The 23,727-nt window shown below is 62.6% G+C and carries 26 protein-coding genes and 3 tRNA genes; 11 read left to right on the top strand and 18 right to left on the bottom strand.

What is annotated here, in order from left to right:
• Positions 1 to 324: 324 nt before the first annotated feature.
• A complete protein-coding gene (locus A4249_RS16275) occupies positions 325 to 903 on the bottom strand; it encodes a recombinase family protein (RefSeq protein ID WP_082854080.1) in 579 nt (192 codons plus the stop codon).
• A 237-nt stretch (positions 904 to 1,140) separates the two neighbouring features.
• Complete coding sequence (locus A4249_RS16520) at positions 1,141 to 1,299, bottom strand: hypothetical protein (RefSeq protein WP_156494638.1); 159 nt, start codon at positions 1,297 to 1,299, stop codon at positions 1,141 to 1,143.
• A gap of 343 nt (positions 1,300 to 1,642) precedes the next feature.
• Here A4249_RS16520 and A4249_RS05825 point away from each other — a divergent pair, with 343 nt between their 5' ends.
• The 3 genes from A4249_RS05825 to A4249_RS16525 all read left to right on the top strand — a co-directional run bounded on the left by A4249_RS05825 (position 1,643) and on the right by A4249_RS16525 (position 5,638).
• Positions 1,643 to 3,298 carry a Mu transposase C-terminal domain-containing protein gene (locus A4249_RS05825; RefSeq protein WP_066551550.1) on the top strand — a complete coding sequence of 552 codons (1,656 nt, stop codon included), beginning with the start codon at positions 1,643 to 1,645 and terminating at the stop codon, positions 3,296 to 3,298.
• Positions 3,292 to 4,191, top strand: coding sequence for a TniB family NTP-binding protein (locus A4249_RS05830; protein ID WP_066551551.1), 900 nt, complete (start codon positions 3,292 to 3,294; stop codon positions 4,189 to 4,191). Before A4249_RS05825 ends, A4249_RS05830 begins: the two co-directional genes overlap by 7 nt.
• A 1,099-nt stretch (positions 4,192 to 5,290) precedes the next feature.
• Positions 5,291 to 5,638 carry a hypothetical protein gene (locus tag A4249_RS16525; protein ID WP_156494639.1) on the top strand — a complete coding sequence of 116 codons (348 nt, stop codon included), beginning with the start codon at positions 5,291 to 5,293 and terminating at the stop codon, positions 5,636 to 5,638.
• A 162-nt stretch (positions 5,639 to 5,800) separates the two neighbouring features.
• On the opposite strand, the gene A4249_RS05835 is transcribed toward A4249_RS16525, so the two are convergent.
• Positions 5,801 to 6,601, bottom strand: a complete 801-nt coding sequence (locus A4249_RS05835) for a DUF1365 domain-containing protein (protein WP_082854081.1) — start codon at positions 6,599 to 6,601, stop codon at positions 5,801 to 5,803.
• A complete protein-coding gene (locus A4249_RS05840) occupies positions 6,598 to 7,935 on the bottom strand; it encodes an NAD(P)/FAD-dependent oxidoreductase (RefSeq protein ID WP_066551552.1) in 1,338 nt (445 codons plus the stop codon). The genes A4249_RS05835 and A4249_RS05840 overlap by 4 nt, the downstream gene beginning before the upstream one ends.
• Positions 7,936 to 8,119: 184 nt before the next feature.
• Between A4249_RS05840 and A4249_RS05845 the strand changes: the two genes are divergently transcribed.
• The 3 genes from A4249_RS05845 to A4249_RS05855 are packed head-to-tail and all read left to right on the top strand — an operon-like array spanning position 8,120 to position 10,118.
• Entirely contained in the window at positions 8,120 to 8,680 is a 561-nt protein-coding gene (locus A4249_RS05845; RefSeq protein WP_231868786.1) for a sigma-70 family RNA polymerase sigma factor, read from the top strand.
• A complete protein-coding gene (chrR, locus tag A4249_RS05850; protein ID WP_066551554.1) occupies positions 8,677 to 9,315 on the top strand; it encodes a cadmium/peroxide/UV radiation responsive anti-sigma factor ChrR in 639 nt (212 codons plus the stop codon). The genes A4249_RS05845 and chrR overlap by 4 nt, the downstream gene beginning before the upstream one ends.
• 50 nt (positions 9,316 to 9,365) lie before the next feature.
• Complete coding sequence (locus A4249_RS05855) at positions 9,366 to 10,118, top strand: DUF1295 domain-containing protein (RefSeq protein ID WP_156494640.1); 753 nt, start codon at positions 9,366 to 9,368, stop codon at positions 10,116 to 10,118.
• Between the two features lie 7 nt (positions 10,119 to 10,125).
• Here A4249_RS05855 and trhO read toward each other — a convergent pair whose 3' ends face one another.
• The 9 genes from trhO to A4249_RS05900 form a co-directional block, all read right to left on the bottom strand.
• Complete coding sequence (trhO, locus tag A4249_RS05860; RefSeq protein WP_066551556.1) at positions 10,126 to 11,082, bottom strand: oxygen-dependent tRNA uridine(34) hydroxylase TrhO; 957 nt, start codon at positions 11,080 to 11,082, stop codon at positions 10,126 to 10,128.
• 27 nt (positions 11,083 to 11,109) lie between these two features.
• Positions 11,110 to 11,186, bottom strand: a tRNA-Arg gene (locus tag A4249_RS05865).
• 19 nt (positions 11,187 to 11,205) lie between these two features.
• On the bottom strand, positions 11,206 to 11,511 hold the full coding sequence (locus tag A4249_RS05870; RefSeq protein ID WP_066551557.1) for an ETC complex I subunit: 306 nt from the start codon (positions 11,509 to 11,511) through the stop codon (positions 11,206 to 11,208).
• A 77-nt stretch (positions 11,512 to 11,588) separates the two neighbouring features.
• Positions 11,589 to 11,665, bottom strand: a tRNA-Pro gene (locus tag A4249_RS05875).
• Between the two features lie 45 nt (positions 11,666 to 11,710).
• Complete coding sequence (locus A4249_RS05880) at positions 11,711 to 12,190, bottom strand: DUF192 domain-containing protein (RefSeq protein WP_197458468.1); 480 nt, start codon at positions 12,188 to 12,190, stop codon at positions 11,711 to 11,713.
• Positions 12,191 to 12,211: 21 nt separating this feature from the next.
• Positions 12,212 to 12,751 carry a cold-shock protein gene (locus A4249_RS05885; RefSeq protein WP_045811719.1) on the bottom strand — a complete coding sequence of 180 codons (540 nt, stop codon included), beginning with the start codon at positions 12,749 to 12,751 and terminating at the stop codon, positions 12,212 to 12,214.
• A gap of 219 nt (positions 12,752 to 12,970) precedes the next feature.
• Positions 12,971 to 13,045 (bottom strand) — tRNA-Glu (locus tag A4249_RS05890).
• 78 nt (positions 13,046 to 13,123) lie between these two features.
• Positions 13,124 to 14,935, bottom strand: coding sequence for a single-stranded-DNA-specific exonuclease RecJ (gene recJ / locus A4249_RS05895; RefSeq protein WP_066551559.1), 1,812 nt, complete (start codon positions 14,933 to 14,935; stop codon positions 13,124 to 13,126).
• A gap of 39 nt (positions 14,936 to 14,974) precedes the next feature.
• The gene (locus tag A4249_RS05900) at positions 14,975 to 15,400 is read right to left on the bottom strand and encodes a hypothetical protein (RefSeq protein WP_197071091.1); all 426 of its coding nucleotides are present in this window, start codon (positions 15,398 to 15,400) and stop codon (positions 14,975 to 14,977) included.
• Between the two features lie 106 nt (positions 15,401 to 15,506).
• Between A4249_RS05900 and phaC the strand changes: the two genes are divergently transcribed.
• Complete coding sequence (gene phaC, locus A4249_RS05905; protein WP_156494641.1) at positions 15,507 to 17,447, top strand: class I poly(R)-hydroxyalkanoic acid synthase; 1,941 nt, start codon at positions 15,507 to 15,509, stop codon at positions 17,445 to 17,447.
• Positions 17,444 to 17,821: a hypothetical protein gene (locus A4249_RS05910; RefSeq protein ID WP_066551561.1), complete on the top strand. Its 378-nt coding sequence runs from the start codon at positions 17,444 to 17,446 to the stop codon at positions 17,819 to 17,821. Before phaC ends, A4249_RS05910 begins: the two co-directional genes overlap by 4 nt.
• Here the strand turns inward: A4249_RS05910 and msrB are convergent.
• The 4 genes from msrB to rplM form a co-directional block, all read right to left on the bottom strand.
• Positions 17,818 to 18,321, bottom strand: a complete 504-nt coding sequence (gene msrB / locus A4249_RS05915; RefSeq protein ID WP_066551562.1) for a peptide-methionine (R)-S-oxide reductase MsrB — start codon at positions 18,319 to 18,321, stop codon at positions 17,818 to 17,820. The genes A4249_RS05910 and msrB overlap by 4 nt on opposite strands.
• Before the next feature lie 39 nt (positions 18,322 to 18,360).
• Complete coding sequence (gene argC, locus A4249_RS05920; RefSeq protein WP_066551563.1) at positions 18,361 to 19,311, bottom strand: N-acetyl-gamma-glutamyl-phosphate reductase; 951 nt, start codon at positions 19,309 to 19,311, stop codon at positions 18,361 to 18,363.
• 101 nt (positions 19,312 to 19,412) lie between these two features.
• Complete coding sequence (rpsI, locus tag A4249_RS05925; RefSeq protein WP_017503896.1) at positions 19,413 to 19,907, bottom strand: 30S ribosomal protein S9; 495 nt, start codon at positions 19,905 to 19,907, stop codon at positions 19,413 to 19,415.
• A gap of 2 nt (positions 19,908 to 19,909) precedes the next feature.
• Positions 19,910 to 20,386 (bottom strand): 50S ribosomal protein L13, encoded by a 477-nt coding sequence (gene rplM / locus A4249_RS05930; RefSeq protein WP_017503897.1) that lies wholly within the window; start codon positions 20,384 to 20,386, stop codon positions 19,910 to 19,912.
• 262 nt (positions 20,387 to 20,648) lie between these two features.
• Here rplM and A4249_RS05935 point away from each other — a divergent pair, with 262 nt between their 5' ends.
• Positions 20,649 to 22,034, top strand: coding sequence for an alkaline phosphatase PhoX (locus A4249_RS05935; RefSeq protein ID WP_066551564.1), 1,386 nt, complete (start codon positions 20,649 to 20,651; stop codon positions 22,032 to 22,034).
• Here the strand turns inward: A4249_RS05935 and A4249_RS05940 are convergent.
• Positions 22,003 to 23,103, bottom strand: coding sequence for a COX15/CtaA family protein (locus A4249_RS05940; RefSeq protein WP_066551565.1), 1,101 nt, complete (start codon positions 23,101 to 23,103; stop codon positions 22,003 to 22,005). The genes A4249_RS05935 and A4249_RS05940 overlap by 32 nt on opposite strands.
• 134 nt (positions 23,104 to 23,237) lie before the next feature.
• On the opposite strand from A4249_RS05940, the gene A4249_RS05945 reads away from it, so the two are divergent.
• Together A4249_RS05945 and A4249_RS05950 are read left to right on the top strand one after the other, a co-directional pair.
• Positions 23,238 to 23,489 carry a hypothetical protein gene (locus tag A4249_RS05945; RefSeq protein ID WP_017503900.1) on the top strand — a complete coding sequence of 84 codons (252 nt, stop codon included), beginning with the start codon at positions 23,238 to 23,240 and terminating at the stop codon, positions 23,487 to 23,489.
• A complete protein-coding gene (locus A4249_RS05950) occupies positions 23,489 to 23,683 on the top strand; it encodes a DUF2842 domain-containing protein (RefSeq protein WP_017503901.1) in 195 nt (64 codons plus the stop codon). Before A4249_RS05945 ends, A4249_RS05950 begins: the two co-directional genes overlap by 1 nt.
• The last annotated feature ends 44 nt before the right edge of the window (positions 23,684 to 23,727 follow it).

Below are 23,727 nucleotides of genomic sequence, written 5' to 3' on the forward strand. Positions count from 1 at the left end.
CGGCCGATCTAGTTGTGCTCTCGAACAGGGAGAGGCTCGATGAAGTTGACGTCCGGTACTTCGGTCCAACTGCTTGGTGGGTGGCTGGTTGGAGCCTCAATGCTTCTGGCGCTTACGTTTATCCTTTGGGGTGTGAGCATCGGACATTCGATGGAGGCCGTCAGGGTGTCAGCCCTAGCCTTGGCGCCTATGGCGGTTGGCTTGGCGATGTATCGCTTTGACATCCGAAAGACCCTCTCAGCGATCTGATGCGCCTGGAGTGGGGCTGTAAGCTTATTTGTTGTGGCCCGGTGGGTTCTTGAAACTGATCGAGGACGCTGGATATCACCTGCTGCCGAGCTTTCCAGCTGCAGCACTTCTTGCGATTGCTCTATAAAGCGTGCTGCGAGAGACGCCTAAGGACGAAGCGACCCCTTCCATAGTTTGATCAGGGTGGCCGAGAAGCAGCTTAGTCTGCTTCAACTGCCTTTCGGACAGGATAGGGCGGCGCCCGCCTTGCTTACCCCGAGCGCGAGCGGCCGCTAGTCCGGCCATCGTCCGCTCGCGAATAAGGTCCCGCTCCATCTCTGCCAATGCAGCCATCATATGGAAGAAGAAGCGACCAGCAGGGGTTGTTGTGTCGATACCATCAGTAAGGCTTCGAAACTCGACACCGCGTTCTCGTAAGTTTCGCACGAACTCTACGAGTTGACCAACAGTCCGCCCTAAACGGTCGAGCTTCCACACGATGAAGACGTCGCCCGAGCGCGCATGGGATAGCGCGTCCCGTAATGCTGTTCTTTCCGAGCGTACCCCCGAGGCCGCTTCTGAGAAGACTCGCTCGCAGCCAGCCTTTTCGAGAGCGTCGATCTGGAGGTCGAGTTTTTGATCCGGGGTGGACACCCGCGCGTAACCTAACAGCATGTGTCAGAACTCATTGGCGCTCATAGAAGTGACCCATTGAATCAGCGACAGGGTTTTGACACAAGTCGCGCGTTGTAATGGCTGAGCGCGGCTAGACGGCCAGTCGCCATGTCAGAAACGGTCGTTTTTGACATCTCCCGCAGACAGACTGGCCAAGCTTGAGTCCTAGCTTGGGTCTTAGATCACAGGGGAGGGGCATTGATTCAAAGCGCTGCTGTCACCCGACCGCAACGGAGCCTACTTCGTCTTGCGCTCTTCATCTTCGAGGCGTTTGATGCGCTCGGCGAAAACCTTCTCGAAGATTATGCGCAGGCCTTTGAGCGCCAGGCCGCCGAGTAGGAAGGCAGTTATGCTCGTAGCGGCCATAGCCAGAAACCTCAGAGATAAATCATCCATGCGGCGGATCCTCCGAACGTCCGGTTTACACCATAATGCGCGAGGCAACCGTTGAAGACCATCTTGGTGTTCGCGCCCAACACAGATGATATGTGGTGCCACCGCCTAGAGTCGGCCCCAGCACGGTCAGTTTCCGGCGCAGGTGAATCGATGGACTAATCCAGATTGAGTCGGAGACCACTCTGACTCCAGGGATATCCAACAGCATCCCAGCTCGCCCGCATACCGGGGGTGGCACCCTGGCATTGGACTTGACGCCCACGCCCGTCGAAAATGTCTTGCCGAGCACGATTTTAGCAGCAACCTTTCAAAACCTTGGGTTTCAGGTTCCTAGAGACGCCGAATGTCGGTCGACCTGCTAGACGCCGAAGAGCCAGACGAACCGGACGCCGCGTGGCGTGCCGCCGCTGAAGCGCGGCACGTGCTCCTGCCGTTGGCGCAGATGGGCAGGAAGCGCCGAGCCGCGGTCGATGCAGCTGCAGCGCAACTGAATATTTCCACGGCTAAAGCCTACCGGATGATCGCCCTTTTGAAGGAGGATGATCGGGCATCTGCGCTTCTGCCCGAAAAGCGCGGAAGATCGCCGGGATCCTCAATGTACGATGCCGCAGTCGAGGCAATCATTTTGGAGGTTCTCCAGAAGGATTACATGTCCGGACAGCAGCCGCGCGTAGCCCACGTCTTGGCAACGGTTCGCGCACGCTGCCGAAAGGCCGGTTTAAAACAGCCTGGACGCAAGGGGCTGATGGCGCGCGTACAAGCGCTGGATTTGCACGACCGCCTAAAGGCGCGTCGAGGAAAGAATGCCGCCGAAATCGCAACGCCCCGACCAGGTGAATTCGTCGCCGAACGGCCAAACCAAGTCTGGCTCATCGACCACACCGAAGGCGACATCATACTCGTTGATCGCCGTTTCCGCCTGCCTATCGGTCGTCCCACCGTCACGCTGATCATCGATGCGTACACTCGCATGTGCGTGGGTTGTTACGTCAGTCTGGGCAAACCTTCTCGCATCCAGTCCGGCATGGCGCTGCTCCGAGCATTTCTTCCCAAGGAGGGGCTCCTAGAGCAAGCAGGGCAAGATTGGGACTGGCCGTGCCAGGGGTTTCCCGAAATCGTTCACTCCGACAACGGTTCAGATTTTCGGTCGGACGCCTTCAGGCGCGGCCTCATCACCTACGGCATCACCCCAAAATTCCGGCCCGTCAGGGAGCCCCGATACGGCGCACTGATCGAGCGCTACATTGGGACAACAATGGGTGAACTGCACCTCGTGCCCGGAACAACCTTTTCCAATGTGTCCGACCGTGGCGAGTACGACAGCGAAGCGAAAGCCGTTATGTCGCTGGACGGCTTCGAGAGGTGGCTGTTCCTTCAGATAGGCCGCTATCACATCTCGCCGCATCGAGGGATTGGCGGCTTCACCCCCATATCTCGCTGGAAAGAGAGTGTGAACGCAGGGTTCCGGCAAAAGGACGCGCCACCGGGCGCAGCCGTGGACATCATGCTCGCCTTCTTGCCAAGCGATCGTCGCAAGCTGCGCAATACCGGGATCCATTTCAAAAGCCTTCGCTATTGGTCGGCCTGGTTGGGCGCGGCGGTACGGCGCGGCGGAGTTGCAGTCGATCTCAGATACGATCCCAGAGATATGTCCTTCGTGTGGGTCGAGTGGGAAGGGCGATGGGAACGGGTCCATCTGTACAAGCGCCAGGCGCCGTTCACATTGCGCGAGCATGAACTCGCTCTAAAGGCCCTCCGTGAGGCGGCGGTGGCGACAGTGGACGAGGACATGATCCATGCCAAACGCGAGGAAAGCGAGGCGCTAATCGCTTCCGAGGCCGCAACCACCAAGCGAGCTCGCCGGCGCCTCGAGCATGGGGAACGCTCTTTGGAAGTGGCGCAGACCATCTACGGCGAACCCGAGCCAGCCAAACCGATCATCACCGATCTGGTCTTCTCTAAGCTGGCCAAATCGAAACGGATCGTGGAGGAATGGTGAGCTCCCTGCCTGCCGGCTCCCCAACGAACGAGTTGCACCGTCTCGACGACATTCTCCGAGACAGATGGCTTTCGAATCCGGTCAGCGACGCAGCATTGGAGAGGGCCCTGATGGCTCTCCTCAGCGCGGGGCGCATCCGTCCCCGCGCCCTTTTGTTCACCGGTCCGCCGAACTCCGGAAAGTCGGCTCTTCGTCAGAAATTAATGATGGAGATGGGCAGGCTAGGAACGCTTCCTGGACGCGGCCGACCGCCGGTCACACTGGAGATTGAGGCGCCCACAGAGGCAGGCGAAGGCAGGTTTTACGAAGCGATCCTGGAGGCCGGTCACCGCTACATTCCAAGCGGCGCAGCGCGCACCTTACTCCGCGCCGTCAACTCCTTCTTTGAGGACTTGCGACCGGATGCGCTTCTCATCGACGAAGCGAACAACCTGAGCGTCTTTACGGGTGTCCGCGGGGCGGTGTGCCTGAATGCAATCCGTCGCCTCTGCAACGTCCACAAGGTCTCGCTTCTTTGCTTTGGCACCCCGCCTGCCAAAATGGCGTTCGAGGCTGATGAGCAGCTGGAAAACAGGTTCGAAATCGTCGAACTCGCTCCTCTCGCACCGGCTGATTTTGTGGAGTTCGTCACGTTGCTCTCAGAGGCGATGCCGCTTCAATTCACTGCGGAGTGGACCTCTCAGATGCTCGATATGGCCTACGAATTAACGGGAGGATATGTCGGGCGCGCGGCTTATCTAATCAAGGAATCTGCAATCGAAGCGGTCCGCATCGGCACGGAGCAAATCACCGCAGAGATCATCCAGGCCCCTGAACTTGCTACCCGACTGGGTGCCCTTGATCTAGCGCGTCGCTACGCAGGCCGGCGGACGCGAGGTCCTCGCAAGAGATGATTGAGCCATACACAGACGAGGCGGTGAGCTCTTGGGTCCGTCGGATGGAACTGCGCGGCCTGCTGCCGCCAGGATTCAACGAAGCTCCGAGCGACGACCTTGCACCATCGCCTCAATTAATCGCGGCAGCGCGAAACCTGGGGGAGGGGGCCGGCTTGGTTCTTGAGCGATCAGGCCTCCATCGACACTGGCGCCACGCGGATGTCGACGATCTGATGGAGAGATCCGATTATTGGCAAGGCAAGGCATGTCGCGAGTGTCTTGAAGAGGATGCCCGGCAAGGAAGGGACCAATATCTGCGCCGGGAGTGGCTATTTGTGTGGCGGACGACGTGTTCCCGCCACGGCCTTCCTCTCCATGCGATCATATCCTCCGTCCTCGCCCCAGTGATCGTCGCCGGCGAGCGGACGAGACGAGTGAAGCTGCTCCGTGAAGTCGATCTTCGCAGCGACCCATTCCTCAAGCCGGGGAGGGCGACGCCATGGCACTCCAGGAAAGTGCCGCCGGCATATGTCATCGTCTTTGAGGAGGCATGCATGGCTGCCCTGGGGGGAGCGCCCTTGGATCATTTCTGGTGCTGTGGGCCTCGATGGACGAAGGCGCGGACGACATTCCTCGACCTAGCCGACCTCCTATTATCGCCTGGGAAGAGCGATCAAGAACAACCAGTTCGAATGCTGCCCAACGGGATCGAGACCCCATTTTGGGGCAACCTCCGCTTTGGCCTCAAAGCGATGCGATCACTTTCGCCGGCTTGGCAATCCAGTTGTATGCACGCGCTCGCCACCGTGCTTGCTGACCCCTCTCGGTTTGAACTCGTCGTTGAGCACAGTTTTTTTGGCGGGTATCTGGGCGGCAGGGCCTCAGCTCGACGGCAAATTGGTCCGTTGGGACAATTGGCGCTTAAAGACCCTCTAGCTATTGTCTTCGCAAGCGCCGCAGATTCCGATCTGCATCGGTTTCTCGAAGGTGCTGCTCGGTGGCCTAGTCCGTTTCTTCTTCGGGCCAGAACTGCGGCCGCCATCGCTCTTACGCTGACGTAGCTCCCTAGACGGCGGACTCCAGCTTTGCGATTCTGCACATCGCAATGGAGAAAAGCTTGACCGCCAAACTAACCACGTCGTCAGACACCCGCTTTAGAAATATGTCTTTGCGCATGCCGCGAAAGGCACACGACGCCATTAAAGCCTTGGCACGAGATCAGTCTGCGCGCGCGTCGGATCTCTACATGGAGATAGTACAGGGTTTCGTCTTAGCCGAGCTTCCAGGGCGCAGACATTTCTTTGCGGTCGAGAACGACGCGCCGGCCGTCACAATATCCGTATCCGCATCATTTGCAGCTTTGGTTCGCGACACGGCAAGCAGCAGGAAAGTCAGTTCGAACGAACTGATCTACACCGCCGTCGCTCTGCACCTCGAACGCGATGGTAGCGCCGAAAACATTTGAGGCATCGAGTCTCATATTTACGGCACAAGAATCGCAGATTTACGGAACAGAACGGGCCAGAAACCCTAGAGTCTCAGCATTATGGAAAACTCACAGTGATGGCACCACATGGCCCGTTCTATTTCATATAATATATCTTAGGCGATAAAGCGAATGCGTCGCTCAAGGCCGCAAACGGCTCTCTTGAGCTTGGCGTTGAATAGTCATTGGCATGCCTGCCGGTTCAGGCTGCTGTGTCAGAGTGACCCCCTTGAGCCATATCGTCAGGGCTTCCCAATGGATCGCCGCGACCACTTTGAACGTCATCAGTGGGATCGCTGCTGTCGCGGCAGCGATGTTGCGATCCTCTAGGCGTTCCCGCTCGGCCGCCATAGCGGCGGTGATCAGCACGCCTTCGGCATCTAGCCCATCGATGGTCATGTCGAGGCGATCGCCCGGCGTATGACCACGGAACTGGTAATCCATCTCCATGCCCATAAACGGCGACACATAGAGCGCCTTGGCCGCGCCCTGGCGAATAACGCCTGCGGCCTGATCTTCGATCGGGATCGGAATGACATAGGAGTGGCGGATGCCGAAGGTGCTGGTCACCTCGTACACCATGGCGGCCAACCGTCCGTCGGGCCAATGGCAATAGTAGATGCTGATCGGGTTGAAAACGTATCCGAGGACGCGTGGCATGGTTAACAGGCGGACAGTTCCGCCCTTTAAGTCGATGCCGGCTTGAGCCATCCACGCATCCACCTGAGGACGCAGCGCGCCAGAACCGTCTCCGTAATCCTTGTCATGAAAGGACAACAGATTGAATCGATTGCGCGAAAACAGGCGCAGGCGCGCGTCCACATCATCGATTTCCGACAGGTCGAGCAGGAGCCAGAAGACGCGATAGTTCAGCTTATGGATCTTGGGGCGAAGGCGTCGGTGCATGACCCGGCCGCGATAAAGGGCCGAGCTGAGTGTCACGCGGCACGTTCCAGTTGTGCGCCCATAGGCGTCGTCAAATGAATGCGCCCGCTTTCGTTCGCGACGGACCAAGGGCGACGCACGCCGCCGAGTTGTTCGGCGACGGCGAGGCCGGATTGCAGGCCATCCTCGTGGAAGCCCGCGCCGAAGTGGGCCCCGCAGAACCAGACGCCCCCCTGCCCTTGCAGGCTCCACAACTGCTTTTGAGCCTGTATGGCGGCGGGATCGAAGATGGGGTGCTCGTACAGTTCGCTGCGTAAAATCGTGTCGGCCCGCGGCGGACGTGGCGGGTTGAGCGTCACGAAAAGGTCGTCGCCCGGCAGACCTTGCAGGCGGTTCATCCAATAGGTGACGCAGAGGCCGTCGTCCGCGCCGATATAATTCCAGCTGGCCCAGGCGCGACGACGATGCGGCATCAGGCTGGCGTCGGTATGCAGGACGGTCAGATTTCGGCTGTACCGGAAAGCGCCGAGCAGCGCCTTCTCCCGCGCCGTCGGTTCGGCCAGCATCGCCAGAGCCTGATCGGCATGGGACCCAATCACAACCTGGTCGTAGCGCTCGATTCCGCCTTGGCTGTCGTGAACGAAGACGCCTTGATCGCTACGCCGCACGGAAGTGACGCCGTGGTCCAGCCGAATGTCTTGGATGGCACGAGCGAGATGTTCGACATAGACGCGGCTGCCACCCTCGACGGTGCGCCACAGCGGCCGCCCCACCAGTTTCAGCAGGCCGTGATTGCCGCAGAAACGGATGAAGGACTCGGCCGGATAGTCCATCAGCGTATGCGCCGGCGATGACCAGATCGCGGCGGCCATAGGCAACAGGTGATCGTCGCGGAACGCCTCGCTGAACCCTTCCCGCTTTAGATAGTCACCGAGCGTCAGCGAGGAATCGGACATCGCAGCCAAATCCTTTGGCGCGTCGCGATAAAAGCGCAGGATTTCGCTCAGCATCGACCAGAAACGAGGACGCAGGGCGTTGCGACGCTGAGCAAACAAGCCTGGCGCGGCATATTCGAACTGTCCGTCATCCAGTGAGACAGCGAACGACATATCCGTCGCGCGTGTCGGGATCCCCAAATGCTCGAACAGGGCGATCAGATTGGGATAGGTCGCGTCATTGAAGCAGATGAAGCCAGTGTCGACCGCAATGTCGCCGGAAGGCACACTGGCCATCACCGTATTCGAATGCCCGCCCAGGCGGTCGCCATTTTCGTAAAGCGTCACGTCATGGCGTTTCGACAGAAGCCAGGCCGAAGACAGCGCGGCGACGCCAGATCCGACCACAGCGATCTTTTGACGTTCGGCAGAGGGCGTCGCGGACGACAGAGGCATGAAAACTCCGAAAGATACGCCGCAGCGCAATCGCTAGGGCATGAACGGATTACGGGTCGCCGTCATGTTCGGATCGCGATTGATCCAGACATTTCCGCTGAGCGTATTAGTGTTCATGCATGCCGAGCCGTTATCCTTCGCATCAACGCCATATCGGTCAAACCGCGTGAAGGCGCTCGACAGCTTGCCTGATCCGCTGTTGCACGACCGGCTGATCGAACAGATCGCTCTGAGGCGCGATCGTGAAGCCTTTGCTGCACTCTTCGCCTATTTCGCACCGCGGCTGAAGGCCTGGCTGATCAAGTCGGGCGCGACGCCCGGCGCGGCCGAGGACTTTGCTCAGGACGCCATGCTGACCGTGTGGCGCAAGGCCGATCTGTTTGATTCGTCCAAGGCGCGCGCCGCCACGTGGATTTTCACCATCGCTCGCAACCGTCGGCTTGACATGCTGCGCCGTGACGCGCGTCCCCTGCCGACGCCCGAAATCGAGCTGGCGGGGGACGACGTCCGCCGGCCCGATGAACTGCTGTCGATGTCGCAAGACGCGGATCGCGTGCGCGACGCTCTGGCGCGGCTCAGCGCCGACCATGTCGAGGTTCTGCGTCTGGCCTTCTTCATGGACAACTCTCATTCCGAGATCGCCAAACATCTCGGCCTGCCGCTCGGCACCGTCAAATCCCGTATTCGTAACGCCATGACCAAGCTTCGTTTGATCCTCGCGCCGTCTGAAGAGGCCGCGCGATGAAACCTCAGCGCAATCCGTCCGAGGAACGTTTGCTGGCCTATGCGGCCGGCACGCTCAGCCCGCCCGAGGCTGTGGTGATGGCGGCGCATCTGGCGATGCGGCCGGCCAATGACGCCTGGGTGCGCGACCTGCAATCCGTCGGCGGCGAGTTCTTGAACGAGACGCTCCCCTCCCCCTTGTCGAATGATGCGCTCGCCTTGGCGATGGCGCGGATCGAGACGGATGCCGGCAAGGCCAGACACAGCCCGCCGTTGAACGACATGCCCGAGCTGCCCGAGCCGCTGCGACGCTATGCGTTGGGTCCATGGCGCTGGGTCGGGCCTGGCATGCGTGTGCGCGACGTCCATGCGCCGCGGGATGGGGATTGCCGTGTCATTCTTCTGAAGATCGAATCGGGTCGTGAGACGCCAAAACACACGCATGGCGGCGTCGAGCTGACCTGCGTCATCTCCGGCGCCTATGCGACCGAAACCGAGCGGTTCGATGTGGGGGATTTCGAAGAGGCGGATCCGGAGGTGCTGCACCAACCTCGTGTAGTGTCGGACGAGCCGTGCCTGTGCGTCGTCGCGCTTGACGGTCAGATCCAACTGGATGGATGGGTCGGCAAACTGATCCAGCCCTTCGTTCGCCTGTGACCGCTCTCGCGACCATTTGGGGTGTCGCCGCCCTATTTCTCGTTATCGTTATGTCTACGGCCTGGCTGGTTCAGAAACGAACGGGCCAAGGCGGTTGGGCGGACGCATTCTGGTCGCTTGGACTGGGAGTGGCTGGCGTCGGCGTCGCACTCTTCCCGATCGACGGCGCCGCTCCGTCGTTGCGCCAGTATCTTGCAGCGCTTCTGATCGGCCTTTGGGGGTTGCGGCTGGGGTCCCACATCGCTGCTCGCGCCGCCCATGAAGAACGCGAAGACGCTCGCTACGCGCGTCTGCGAGAGGACTGGGGCGCCGGTTTTCAGGTCAAGATGTTCGGCTTCCTTATGTTGCAAGCCGGAGCCGCCGCCTTCTTGGCGCTCAGTGTGATGGCGGCGGCACGCAACCCGGCGCCGGGCCTGACGCTCCAAGATGCTGTCGCGACAATGGTCTTTGTCGGAGCCCTAGTTGGAGAAGCCGTTTCCGATCGCCAGCTGGCGGCCTTCAAACGCAACCCGGCCAACAAGGGTGGAATCTGCGATGTCGGTCTGTGGGCCTGGTCACGCCACCCGAATTATTTCTTCGAATGGGTGAGTTGGTGCGCCTGGCCTGTGTTCGCCATCAATCTGAGCGGTGAATGGCCCTGGGGTTGGCTGGCGTTGACAGGACCAGCCTATATGTACTGGCTTCTGACCCAGGTGTCCGGCGTGCCCTTGCTGGAAGAGCATATGCGACAATCAAGACCAAAGGCGTTCGAGGCCTATGCCGCCCGCACCAGCGTCTTCTTCCCTCGCCCGCCCCGGCGATGAAGCGATCTCAGTCCGTCTGGGCTGTCCCCAGATGCGTTTCGCCGCGCTCGCGGGCCATCTCCATCTGCCTGTGACGCTCGACATATCGCCGACGCTGGACCTCGTCGCGGGCGTTGTGACAGCGCTCGCAGCATACGCCTTCGACATAGTGAGGCGAAGCACGACCCGCCTCGTCCACTGGCAGACGACATGCCCGGCACAAGGTATGAGGACCTTGGCTTAGGCCGTGCCCGACCGAGACGCGTTCGTCAAAGACGAAACACGCTCCATGCCATAGGCTCTGATCCTCATCCACCGTCTCAAGATAGCGAAGGATGCCGCCCTCCAGATGGTGGACGTTCTCCACACCCTCAGCCTTCAGGAAGGCCGTCGATTTCTCACAGCGAATGCCGCCGGTGCAGTACATGGCCACGCGCTTGGCGCCGGTCTGCTCAATCAGCGCGCGACCTTCGCTCCGGAACCAGTCGGGAAAATCGCGAAAGCTACGGGTATTGGGTTGGACGGCCCGTTCGAACGCGCCGATCTCGCCTTCGTAGTCGTTGCGCGTATCGATCACCAAGGTCTCGGGATCGGCGATCAGCGCGTTCCAGTCCGTGGGCGTAACGTAGACGCCCGCCTGATTGGGAGGGTCCAGATCCGGCTGTCCCATGGTGACGATCTCGCGTTTGACGCGCACCTTCATCCGGTGGAAAGGCACGGCGTCTGTCCAGGCGTATTTGGGCTCCAGCGTCTCGAAGCCTGGCATGGCGTGGATCGTGGACAGCACCGCTGCGATGGCCGCCTCCGATCCGGCGATGGTGCCGTTCAGACCCTCCGGCGCGACGAGCAGGGTTCCCCTCACCTGCCCAGCGTTGCAGACCGTTTGAAGTGTCTTGCGTACGGCTTCGGGGTTGGCCACCGGCGCGAACCGGTAGAGTGCGGCGACACGGACGGCTTGATCGGACGAGGTCTGATGGTCGGTCATGGATCAGCCCCTCGAAGGCGCCGGAGGTGGCGCGCCCAGCAGGACTCGAACCTGCAACATCCCGCTTAGAAGGCGGGTGCTCTATCCGGTTGAGCTATGGGCGCTCTGGCAAGACGTCAGGCGTCAGTGCGTCCAGGACTGTTTGCGGTTGGTGGCGAAATTGTCGGCATAGGCCTTGATGATCACCGGCGGATCGTTCGGCTCGTGCAAGCGGAAGGCGATGCCATGACGCTCGGCATATTCGATCGCCTCTTCCTTCGAGTCGAAGCTCAGACGAACCTGACCGTTCATGTCGGTGGAGCTGGTCCAGCCCATCAGCGGATCGATGGTGCGCGCCGACGCGGGTTCGAATTCCAGCCGCCAGTCGCGGCTCTTGGCCTTGCCCGACTGCATCGCAGTTTTGGCCGGGCGGTAGATGCGAGCCAACATGGCGAAATCCTCAGTGACGGCGGGGTCTGTGACCCTGCCATAACGCGCGCTGGACATATGATCCAGCGGCCTTCCGTTGGTCGGGGCGAGAGGATTCGAACCTCCGACCCTCTGGTCCCAAACCAGATGCGCTACCAGGCTGCGCTACACCCCGGACCGAACGGAGCGCTCTATTGGCACTTCGTGACGCGATCCGCAATCAAGGCTTGAAATAAGGATGTAAAACTTTGTCGCCGGGCTTGGCGTTGATTTCGGCCGCCCGCCCTGCCCGCAGTTCCAAGACGCCGTTGGCGGCGCCATTGGAAGGGATCGGCGCCTCGGAGAACGGCGTGGCGTGCGAGGCAATGGAGACGATCCGGCCCTGCGGATCGATATAAAGGATGTCCAGCGAACTGGGCGTGTTGCGCATCCAGAAGCTTTGCTCGCTCGGCGCTTCTCCCGGCCATTGGAACAGCATCCCACGGTCGGCCTCGAGCGGCGGGCGGAACATCAGCCCCCGTTGACGTTCGAGCTCTTCGTCAGCGATCTCGACCCAGAACTGATGTTCGCCCGAAGTGGTCACGACAGCCAGCTTCTGCAGCGGCTCACCATTGGGGCCGACCGGCGCCTTGGCCGCGCATCCGGCGAGAGCGAGCATAACCAAGCCCCCCATTGCAAAACGTCTCGTCGCCTTGATCATACGCCTCTCCTGGGCGCTGAATCAGTCGCCCGTTCTGATGTCTGCAACCACCAGACCTTTGGGCCCGTTGGCAAATCGCACCCGCACGGCATCGCCAGGAATCAGATCATCCAGGCCGCAGCGACGCAGGGTTTCGATGTGGACGAAGATATCGCCCGGCTCACGATCACGCACGACGAATCCGTAGCCCTTGGTCCGATTGAACCATTTGACCAGGGCGGTCTCCAGCTGTTCATCACTTTCGGCGACCGGCCGCGGCGGCGGCGAAGTCACGGGTCGACGCACGGCGGGCGTCGCTTCGCCCTCGCCCAGGTCATGGATCTCGATCGTCTGCCAACCCTTGGCGCGTTTGACGCAGTCGCAGGTGATGGTCGCGCCTTCGTCGGCCGCATCACGGCCGAGATCGCGCAGGCTGCTGATATGCAGCAGGACATCTCTCGTTTCGGTCAGGGTCGGATCGTCAGGGACGATGAAACCGTAGCCCTTGACGGCGTCGAACCACTTCACGCGCCCAGTGACGCGAACGGTCTGCGCCGTTTCCGTCTCTCTAAAGTCAGACACTTAAAAACCCCCGCCCGCGCCTCCAGCGGACTCGTTTTATATTTAACACCGTTCCGCGAAATTTTGAAAAGCGGAAAATGCGCGTCTATGCAGAAGCTTGCGTTTGGGTGAGCGCAGACGCGCATTGCAAGCGCTGGCGAATGACCGCCCGTCTCTTGTGCTATTTGAGCTAGGCTGCTTGCCGGGAGCCTGAAAGGCTCAACCATAGTCCTGCCCGCGTGGCAGTCCCTAGGGGAGTCGAACCCCTCTTTTCAGGTTGAAAACCTGACGTCCTAACCGATAGACGAAGGGACCGCTGCGCGGGAGAGCCGGCGATATAGCCGCGCCCTCGGAGCGGTGCAAGCGTGGATTTTCAGTTTTTTGGAGCCGCCGTCAGATCATTCGAGGATCGGCGACATCCTCGATCTCGAACTGCACGCCCTTGCGCCCATTCCAGTCGTCAGCCTTCAGCCGGCCCACGATGCTCAGCCCGCCCTGCCCCGACAGCAAGGCTTGGCCCGTCGGCAGATCGGCGCAGCGCCAGGCGATGGCCTTGACCGAAGCGCCATCCGGACCGATCAGCCGGCACCGCACATGACCGCCGTTCATGGCGACGGGTTCGCGGGCTTGAACGCCGCTCAGGGCGAAGCTGGGTTCCGGGTTGGCGGGGCCGAATGGGGCCAGACGCTCAAACGATTCGAACAGATCGCGCGTCGCCGCCGCCGGGTCGATCAGCGCGTCGATCTCCAGCACGTCCTGGGCGACCGCTTCGACCCTTTCGGTAGCGAGTCGCTCGTTCAGGAAGGCGGTCAGCTCGGACACGCGCGCACCGTCCATCGTCAGGCCTGCCGCCATGGCATGACCGCCGCCAGCGAGCAGGATTCCGCTCTCCCAGGCCGCCTGGATCGCGCGGCCCAGGTTCATGCCTGGCTGTGACCGGCCTGACCCTTTTCCGAGACCGGTCACGGGATCGACGCCGATGACGATCACCGGCTTGCGCCAGCGCTCGCGCAAACGGCCGGCGACGATCCCGACGACGCCCGGATGCCAGTCCTCGCCCGCGACCACGACGACCGCGCTCTCGTCGGCATGGGCGCCGGTCGCCTCGACACGACGAACGACCGCCTCGGTGACGGCCCGCTCGACATCGCGCCGCGATAGATTCAGTGCATCGAGTTCGATGGCCAGGGCCTCGGCCTCGGTCGGATCATCCGTCGACAGCAGCCTTGCGCCGAGGTCGGAGCGACCGATGCGTCCTCCCGCATTGATGCGCGGTCCCAGGATGAAACCGGCATGATTGCTCTTGGCCGGTCCCGGTTCGGCGCCCGCCGCCGCCAACAGCGCGCGCAGACCCGGATTGCGCCAGTCGCTCATGACCTTGAGACCAAGGCCGGTCAGCGCGCGATTGAAGCCGGTCAGACCGGTCACGTCGCAGATGGCGCCCAGGGCCGCCAGATCCAGCCACTGACGAATGTCCGGCTCGGGCCTCTCGGCAAACAGACTACGACGCCGACCTTCACGATTCAGCGCCGCCAGAAGCACGAAGACGACGCCTGCCGCCGCCAGATTTCCCTGACCCGAGTTGCACCCCGGCCGGTTCGGATTGACGACCGCCAGCGCCGTCGGCGGCTCGGTGCGCATCAGGTGGTGATCGATAACGACGACGTTCAGGGCGATGGCGGCCGCATGGGCCAGGGCTTCGTTCGCCGCCGCCCCGCAATCCACCGTGATGACCAGGTCTGCGCCCGACGCCTTCAGCGTATCGAAGGCCTTGGCGCTGGGACCGTAACCTTCGGTCATCCGGTCTGGAACATAGATCGAAAGCGTATGCCCCATCGCCCGGAACCAACGCACCAGCAGCGCCGCGCTGGAGGCCCCGTCCACGTCGTAGTCGGCGAACACATGAATGTTCGCCTTGGCCTGAAGCGCGTTCAGGATCGCATCGGCCGCTGCGTCCATATCTATAAAGCTGGACGGGTCGGGAAACAGGGCGCGCAGGGTCGGGGTAAGGAAATCTTGGCCCTGGTCGGCGCGAACGCCCCGCGAGGCCAAGGCCCGGGCCAGCGGTTCTTCCAGGTTCAGGGTCTGCATGTGCGCGCGCGTCGTTGCGGCGTCGGCCGGACGTTGACGCCAGGCGCGCCCGGACAGGGATCGAGACACGCCGAGGAATGCGTTCAGAGTCTTTGCGCCGCTGTCGTCTGCCATCAGCGCATTATCGCGGGATTCTGCCTCCCGCGCGACCGGTCATCGCGTCGGGCGGCGGTCGAGCGGCGGCGGAGCCTTGGCCCTGTCACGCAGGCTTTGAGCGAAGGCCTCGATATCCGCCTGGGTTCGGACGGCGTCAGGCGACACCGGAACGGCGTTCACGGCCGCGCGTGTTTCGGCGGCGAGCGCCTCGGCGTCGCCGAGCGTCCAGTCGATGCGTGCGATCTCGCTGGTCAGCGTCGCGCTATCGCCCTGGAGGCGCTGCACATTCGACGCGACCTGAGTGACCGGCGGCAGATCGGTCGGCGCGGCCGGAAAGTCCTCCCAGCGCGGATAGCGCCGATTGGCGTCGACTAGTTCCTGGATACGTGGCGCAAGCGGCGAGACAGCCTCCGTCTTGGAGGCGGATGCGCCGACACAGCCGCTTAGTGGCGTCGCGATCGCGGCTGCGGCGATCAGGATCATCTTTTTCGAGTGCGACGCGTTCATTTCCTTGATGGTCTTATGCCATCATCGCGGTGCGCGGAAGGGTGGATGAACCAGCCTTTGGCGCAGGACGCGAAGGACGATCATGGCCAGGACTCCCAAAACGCCGACAGACGCCCCCGACCGCCCCGCACGCAAGGCCGGACGTCCGACGTCCGCCAAGCCCCGCCCGCCTCGCCAGCCCAAATCGAAATCTGCGGAAGCCCAGGAAGCGGCACCTGAACCCCGTGCAGAGCCGGCGCCTGAGCCGACTGCTGCGACGCCCAACCAGGCCGAGTTGATCGAAACCCTGTCGATGAACTTGGCCAAGGCGGCCATGATGGCCCAGAGCGCGATCGCCGAGGCGGCGCTGACCCAGGCCGATCGCCCGGCCGCCCTTTCCGCCGATCCCTTCAACGTCGCGCCAGCCATGACGTCAGTCATGACCAGCTTGGCCGCCCAGCCCGACAAGATGATTCAGGCCCAGGCTGACCTGTTTGGCCGCTATATGCAGCTCTGGTCATCGACGGCGCGTCAGGCGGCCGGCGAGACGCCCGATCCCGCGCCAGCCGACAAGCGGTTCAAGGACCCGGCCTGGTCCGAAAACCCGATGTTCGACATGATGCGGCGGTCGTATCTTCTGACGTCGGACTGGATGAACGGCCTGATCGCCGGGGTCGAGGACGTCGATCCGACGCTCAAACGTCGCGCCCAGTTCTTCACCCGTCTGCTGACCGACGCCTTCTCGCCGTCCAACTTCCTGGCCTCTAACCCCGTTGCGCTGAAAGCCTTGGCGGAGACCAGCGGCGAATCACTGGTCAAGGGCATGCAGAACTTCGCCGCCGATCTGGAACGTGGCGGGGGATCGCTGCGCATCAGTCAGGCCGACTATGGCAAGTTCGTCGTCGGCGAGAACGTCGCCACCGCGCCGGGCCAGGTCGTCTGGCGCGACGAGTTGTTCGAACTGATCCAGTACGCACCCTCAACTGAGAGCCAGCACGAAATCCCGCTGCTGATCTTCCCGCCCTGGATCAACAAATTCTACATCATGGACCTGCAGCCGGCGAACTCGCTGATCCGCTGGCTGTCGGCGCAGGGCTTTACGGTCTTCGTCTGTTCCTGGGTCAATCCGGACAGGGACAAGGCTGGCTTCGGCTTCGACGACTATCTGGAAAAGGGCATCTATCGCGCGGTCGAGAAAACGCTGGAGCAGGCGGGAACCAAGCAACTGAACGCCGTGGGCTATTGCATCGGCGGCACCCTGCTTGGCGCTGGTCTGGCGCATATGGCGGCCAAGGGCGACGAGCGCATCGCCGCCGCTACCTTCTTCGCCGCTCAGCATGACTTCGCCGAGGCCGGCGACCTGCTTCTGTTCACCGACGAACACTGGATCGCGGAGATCGAGCGTCAGATGGATGCGGCGGGCGGCGTCCTGCCGGGCGCAGCCATGGCGGAAACATTCAACGCCCTGCGGTCCAACGACCTGATCTGGTCCTTCTTCATCAGCAACTATCTGCTGGGCAAGGATCCGCCCGCCTTCGACCTGCTGTTTTGGAACGCCGATCAGACCCGCATGCCCAAGACCCTGCATCTCGATTATCTGCGTCAGATGTATGGAGCCAACGCCCTGGCCAAGGGACAGTTCGAGATCGGCGGCGTGACAGCGGACCTGTCGAAGGTCGAGATCCCGCTCTATTTCCAGGCCAGTCGCGAGGATCACATCGCGCCGATGAACTCGGTTTATCGGTCCGCCAAACTGTTCGGCGGCAAGGATGTGACCTTCACCCTGGCCGGGTCAGGTCACATCGCCGGCGTCATCAACGCCCCGGCCGCAAAGAAGTATCAACACTGGACCAACCCTGCCCTTCCCGCGACCTTGGCCGAATGGCAGGCGGAAGCCATCGAACATCCCGGCAGCTGGTGGGAGCATTGGTCGGCCTGGCTCGGCGCGCGTTCCGGCAAACAAATCCCCGCCCGCGACCCGGCAAAGGGACCACTCAAGCCCATCGAGCCGGCGCCGGGCAGCTATGTGAAAGTGAAGTCTTGAACCGTCTCGAACCCAACGCCCTGCTCGCCGTCAGCACAGGCGTCGCCTTGATCCTGCTGATCATGACAGCCAGCCTGTTCGGAGAACCGGGCACCACGGTCAAATATGTGATCTCGGCCGTCATCTGCGCGGCCGCCTTCGTTCTGCTCAACGAACGAATGGCGCGCGCGATGAAACGACCGGTCGCTCAGCCGCTGATCCACGTCAGCACGCCGAGTATGGCGGTTTGGGCCGGACTGTTTCCATTAATCGTCATCGCCATGGCCTGCGCGCCCGTTTTCTTCGCCGGTCACGACTATGGGCTGCTGGTGATCATCGCCTCGGTCATCTTCGGCCTGACCGTCGATTCAGCCGTCCGCGCCCGTCGCGCCTAGGCCGAGACGAACTTCAGCGCCACGCCGTTGTTGCAGTAGCGCAGCCCCGTCGGACGCGGACCGTCGTCGAACACATGCCCCTGGTGTCCCAGGCAGCGGGCGCAATGATATTCGGTGCGTGGAATGCCGATGGCCAGGTCACGCTTCTTGCCGATATTGGCGGCGATCACGTCATAGAAGCTGGGCCAGCCGGTGTGGGAATCGAACTTCCACTGCGATCGGAACAGCGGCAGATCGCAGCCCTTGCACACGAACGTCCCGCGCGCGTGCTGATCGTTCAACGGGCTGGAATAGGGACGCTCCGTCCCCTCGTGCCGCATCACGCGCCAAGAGGCGTCGCCTAGGCGTCGTCGCCAATCCGCATCGGACACCCGACGATAGGGCGAGGCTGCGTACTGCCCCTCCCCGGCTTCGGACGTCTCTGGCGAACAAGCGGACAGGGCGAGCGCGCCGGCGCTCATCAGAAGGCCCCGGCGATTCGGAATCAGGGACTGGGTCATGTCCCTGATACGACGCACGCCGCCGAATGGTTTCAGACCTCAGATCAGGCCGGTCGCCTCATCCAGGCCCAGCATGATGTTCAGGTTCTGCACCGCCGCGCCCGACGCGCCCTTGCCCAGATTGTCGAGCAAAGCGACCAGCCGCGCCTGCTCGCCATTGCGATCGCCGAAGACATGCAGACGCAGGCGATTGGTGCCGTTCAGGCCTTCGGGCTCGATGCCGGTCATGGCTTCGCTCTCCTCCAGGTCGGCGACCTCGACGAACCGCTGGCCGTCGTAGGCCTCGACCAGGGCGCCGTGCAGCCGTTCGACAGAGGGGGTTTCCGGCAGGGCCGCCAGATGCAGCGGAACCTCGACCAGCATGCCCTGTCGATAGTTGCCGACCGCCGGCGTAAACAGCACGTCTCGGCTCAGACCTATGTGTTTGGTCATTTCGGGCACATGCTTGTGCCTCAGCGTCAGACCATAGGCGCGATAGGCGGTCGTGGCGCCCCCGCTGTCTTTTGGGGCGGCTTCGAACTCGGCGATCATGCCCTTGCCGCCGCCGGAATAGCCCGACACCGCATTGACCGTGACCGGATAGTTGGCGGGCACCAGACCCGCCTTCACCAGCGGCCGCATCAGGCCGATGAAGCCCGTGGGATAGCAGCCGGGGTTCGACACGAACTGAGAGCGCGCGATCAGCGCACGTTGCCCGGCATCCATTTCAGGAAAGCCATAGGCCCAGCCGGGCGCGACCCGATAGGCGGTTGAGGCGTCGATCACCTTGACCGACGGGTTTTCGATCATGGACACGGCTTCCCGCGCCGCATCGTCGGGCAGACACAGGATCACCGCATCGGCGCCGTTCAGGGCCTCACGCCGCGCATCCGCATCCCGACGACGCTCGCCCAGCAACAGCAGTTCCAGATCCGGGCGCGCTTCCAGCCGCTCGCGGATTTCCAGCCCCGTGGTGCCGGCCTCGCCGTCGATGAAGATGGTGTGGGTCATTTGTCTCTCCCGTCCCTTCTCCGCTTAAGGAGCAAAGGCGCAAGAAAAAGGGCGCTCCGGGTCTCCCCGAAGCGCCCCAAATCCAAACCGCGTAAACGCGATTAGCGCTTCGAGAACTGGAAGCTGCGGCGAGCCTTGGCGCGGCCGTACTTCTTGCGCTCGACGACGCGGCTGTCGCGGGTCAGGAAGCCGTGCGGCTTCAGGACCTTGCGCAGTTCCGGCTCGAAGTGCGTCAGGGCGTGCGACAGGCCGTGGCGGATGGCGCCGGCCTGGCCCGACAGACCCGAACCTTCGACGGTGCAGATCACGTCATACTGCGTGGCGCGGTCCGAGACGGTCAGCGGCTGAGCGATCATCATGCGCAGCACGGGACGAGCGAAATACTGCTCCTGGTCCTTGCCGTTGATGGTGATCTTGCCGGTGCCGGGCTTCACCCAGACGCGAGCGATGGCGTTCTTGCGCTTGCCGGTCGAATAGGCGCGGCCTTGGGCGTCCAGCTTCTGGACATAGACGGGCGCGTCGTTCTCGACCGAAGAGCTCAGGCCCTTCAGGGCGTCGAAGCCGGTGGCGGTTTCGGTGTTGGTCACGTCGGTCATGCTCAGACGCTCCGGGTGTTCTTGGGCGACGCCGACTTGAAGTCGATCGTTTCCGGTTGCTGGGCTTCGTGGTCGTGCGCGGCGCCGGCGAACAGGCGCAGGTGCGTCATCTGCTTGCGGGCCAAGGGGCTTTCCTTGGGCAGCATGCGCTCGACGGCCTTTTCAAGCACGCGCTCGGGGAAGCGGCCGCCCAGAACCTTCTCAGGCGTGGTCGACTTGACGCCGCCCGGGTGACCGGTGTGGCGATAGTAGATCTTATCGGTGTTCTTCTTGCCAGTGAACACCACCTTGTCGACGTTGGTGACGACGACATAGTCGCCGCAATCGACGTGCGGGGTGTAGTCGCCGCGGTGCTTGCCGCGCAGACGGTTGGCGATGAAGGTCGCAAGGCGGCCCACCACGACGCCTTCGGCGTCGATGTGGATCCACTTCTTCTCGACCTCGGCCGGCTTCAACGAAGCCGTAGTGCTCTTCAGCATGAGGGGGTTCCTGGAGACGAAAATCGGGTCCGGCCCCCGAGGGAACCGAATGAAGGCGCGCTAATACAGGAGACGATTGGTCGCGTCAACGCACTAGACAACATCGCATTTGCCACAACGCATTGTTTTAACGAAGTTTTTCAAATACGGTATTAAAATACCCGACGCGAAGAGGCTAGGCAGCGTTACGGCGTAACATAAAACGTCATCAAAGGATGATTATAGGCGGGCATCGCAAAGACGACAGCTTTGGAGTCCCTTCATGATCCTTCATCGTCGCGGTCTGATCGCCACGGGCGCAGCCGCCGCCTTCTCGGGACTGGCGCGTCATGCCGCCGCTCAGACGGCGGGTGAAGAGACCTACGTCAACGAGGTCCATGGCTACGGCCCGCTGCAGCGCGATCCCAATCGCCTGCTCGATCTGCCCGAAGGCTTTTCCTATCAGGTCGTGGCCCAGAGCGGCGATACGATGGACGACGGCCTGTTCGCTCCCGGACAGCCCGATGGCATGGCCTGTTTCCCGCTGGAAGGGTCTCGCGTGGCCCTGGTCGTCAATCACGAGCTGAAAGGCTCCAGCGGCCTGCATCGCAACCTCGGCCCCGGCGGCCTTCGTGAGGAACGGCTTGACCTGCTGGACGCCACCAAGGGCTATGACACCTATAAGAATGGCCGCCCCCTGCCCGGCGGTTGTTCCACCATCATCTATGATCTGGCGACCCGCCGGATGGTCAGCCGACATCTGACGCTGGCCGGCACCTCGACCAACTGCTGCGGCGGCCCTACGCCGTGGGGCAGCTGGCTGACCTGCGAGGAGACGCTGGAGACGCCGGCCGACGCCGATGTGACCAAGGCCCACGGGTGGGTGTTCGAAGTGCCGGCGACCGCGACTGGCCTGGTCGATCCCGTGCCGCTCAAGGCGATGGGCCGGTTCGATCACGAGGCCGTCTGCGTCGATCCCCGCACTGGCGTCGTCTATCTGACCGAAGACGACAACGCCGGCCTCTTCTATCGCTTCATTCCCAATGCGCCCGGCAAGCTGATCGAGGGGGGCCGGCTTCAGGCGATGGCCTGGAAGGGCGCGCCCTCGGCCGACACGCGCAATCAGGATGGTCGCTCCTGGGCTGTCGGCGACTGGAGGGGGATCGAATGGATCGATCTGGACGACGTCGAATCTCCTAATGGCGACCTGGCCAAGCGCGGTCACGCGGCCGGCGCGGCCTGGGTTGCGCGGGGCGAAGGCGTTTGGTGGGGCGATGACGAGCTGTATTTCACAGCGACCTCGGGCGGACCAATCCGACGCGGTCAGGTGCTGCGCCTAGTTCCCGGCGTGGACGGCGCCGACGATCGTCTTCAGCTGTTCGTCGAGAGCACTGACCCAAAGACGATGAACATGGCCGACAACATCACCGTCGCGCCTTGGGGCCATCTGATCCTGTGTGAGGACAACTATTCCTCGGACGTCCGCAACCACCTGAAAGGCGTCACGCCAGAGGGCAAGGTCTATACGATCGGCCGCAACGTCTTCACCGGCAACTCCGAGTTCGCCGGTTGCTGCTTCTCGCCGGATGGCGAGGTGCTGTTCGTCAACATCATGTACCACGGCATGACCCTGGCGATCAGAGGCCCATGGTCCTCGGTCCGGACATGAAGATGCGCGGCTGAGCCCGCAGCACCAACCAAAGGTTCACGGTGGCCGTCGCCAGCACGATCGCGGCGCCCGCCTGGTGCAATACGCCAAGCCACACTGGAACCGCATGCACCAGGGTCACGATCCCCAGCAGAGCCTGGAACCAGATCACACCCGCAAGCGTGAAGGCGCCGAGCCCCATTCCCTCCGCTACGCGCCACCGCCAGGCCTGGAAAGCATAGATGCTGACGGCGATCAGCAGACCATAGGCGACCAGTCGGTGATTGAACTGCGTGAGCGCCTGATCATGCAGGAAGGCGGCCGCGCCCAGGCTCCAGTCGGCCGGCGGCAAAACGGCGCCGTTCATCAGCGGCCAGTCGGTATAGACCAGCCCCGCATGACCGCCCGCAACCAGGGCGCCCAGCAGACATTGCAGAAACACCGCGCCCAGCAGCAGGCCGGCGCCCCTGGCCCAACCCGACGGCGGGCGGCCGTGATCCTCGCCGTTCCAGGCCTCCAGCCCCGTCCAGATCAGGGCGGCGAACAGCACAAACGCCAGGCCCAGGTGCGTCGCCAGACGCTCCGGCGCGACGCTAACCCGCTCCGACAAGCCGCTGGACACCATCCACCATCCGATCAGCCCCTGAAGGCCGCCCAGGGCCAGGAGCAGAACACAGCGCCAGATCAGACGGTTGGGCATGGCCCACTGGTGGAATACCGACCGCGCCGGCGCCAGACGGCACAGCAGAAAGACGATCAGCGGCAGGGCGAACACCATACCCACCAGACGCCCGATCAGCCGGTGCAGCCATTCCCACCAGAAGATGCCCTGAAACTCGCCCAGGCTCATGCCGGCGTTGACCTGCGCGTACTGCGGGATCTGCTTGTACTTCTCGAAGGCCTCGGCCCACTGCGCGTCGTTTAGAGGCGGAATGGCGCCCATGATGGGCTTCCATTCCGTGATCGACAGGCCAGAGCCCGTCAGCCGCGTGATGCCGCCGATCACCACCATCAGGAAGACGACGGCGGCCGTGGCGAACAGCCACACGGCGACGGCGCGGTTACGATCTGGATTTCCGAAACGGTTCATTCGACGCCTGACACTGACCCGGATATGGTGTCGCGTCGAACAAAGACCAGACGCGACCGGTGCGGTATGCCCGCCCCAAGCGACAAGATCGAGTCGGATTGAGTTAACGGCGCTGTCGCCGCAGGAGATCAGGGTTGCAATACGCCGATATCGCCGCCGCCGTCGCAGGCGGCCTGCTGCTGGCCTGGATCGCGGACCTTCTGACGGGCCGGCGCGGCTTCGGCGGCACAAGCCTTGTGTCCGGGATCGGCCTGGCCTGTGGATGGTTTCTGGCGGTCCGGGTCTTCGCGGTCAGCACCATGGACAGCTGGGTCTGGGTGCCGTGGGCGCTCGTGGGGTCGGGCATTTGTCTCGTGGCCTTCTTCCTGTTCCGGAACAAGCGCTGATGCCGCCGCGTCTGCGTCGCTTCGTCGCCGCGATCGGCGTGCTGCTCTTTCTCGTTTTCTGGGTCTGGGGCCTGATCGCCCTGCGCGGAATGCTGCCGCCGTCGCAGTGGATCGACTTCCTGTTCTTCGGCATCGGCGGGACGGCCTGGGGCCTGCCTCTCATCCCATTGCTGCGATGGGCCGAGCGCGGCTGAGCGCCGAACCTCCCCCCAGATACGGCGATGGGGCCGCCCGCAAG

This window comes from Brevundimonas sp. GW460-12-10-14-LB2 (assembly GCF_001636925.1).
Lineage (GTDB): Bacteria > Pseudomonadota > Alphaproteobacteria > Caulobacterales > Caulobacteraceae > Brevundimonas > Brevundimonas vesicularis.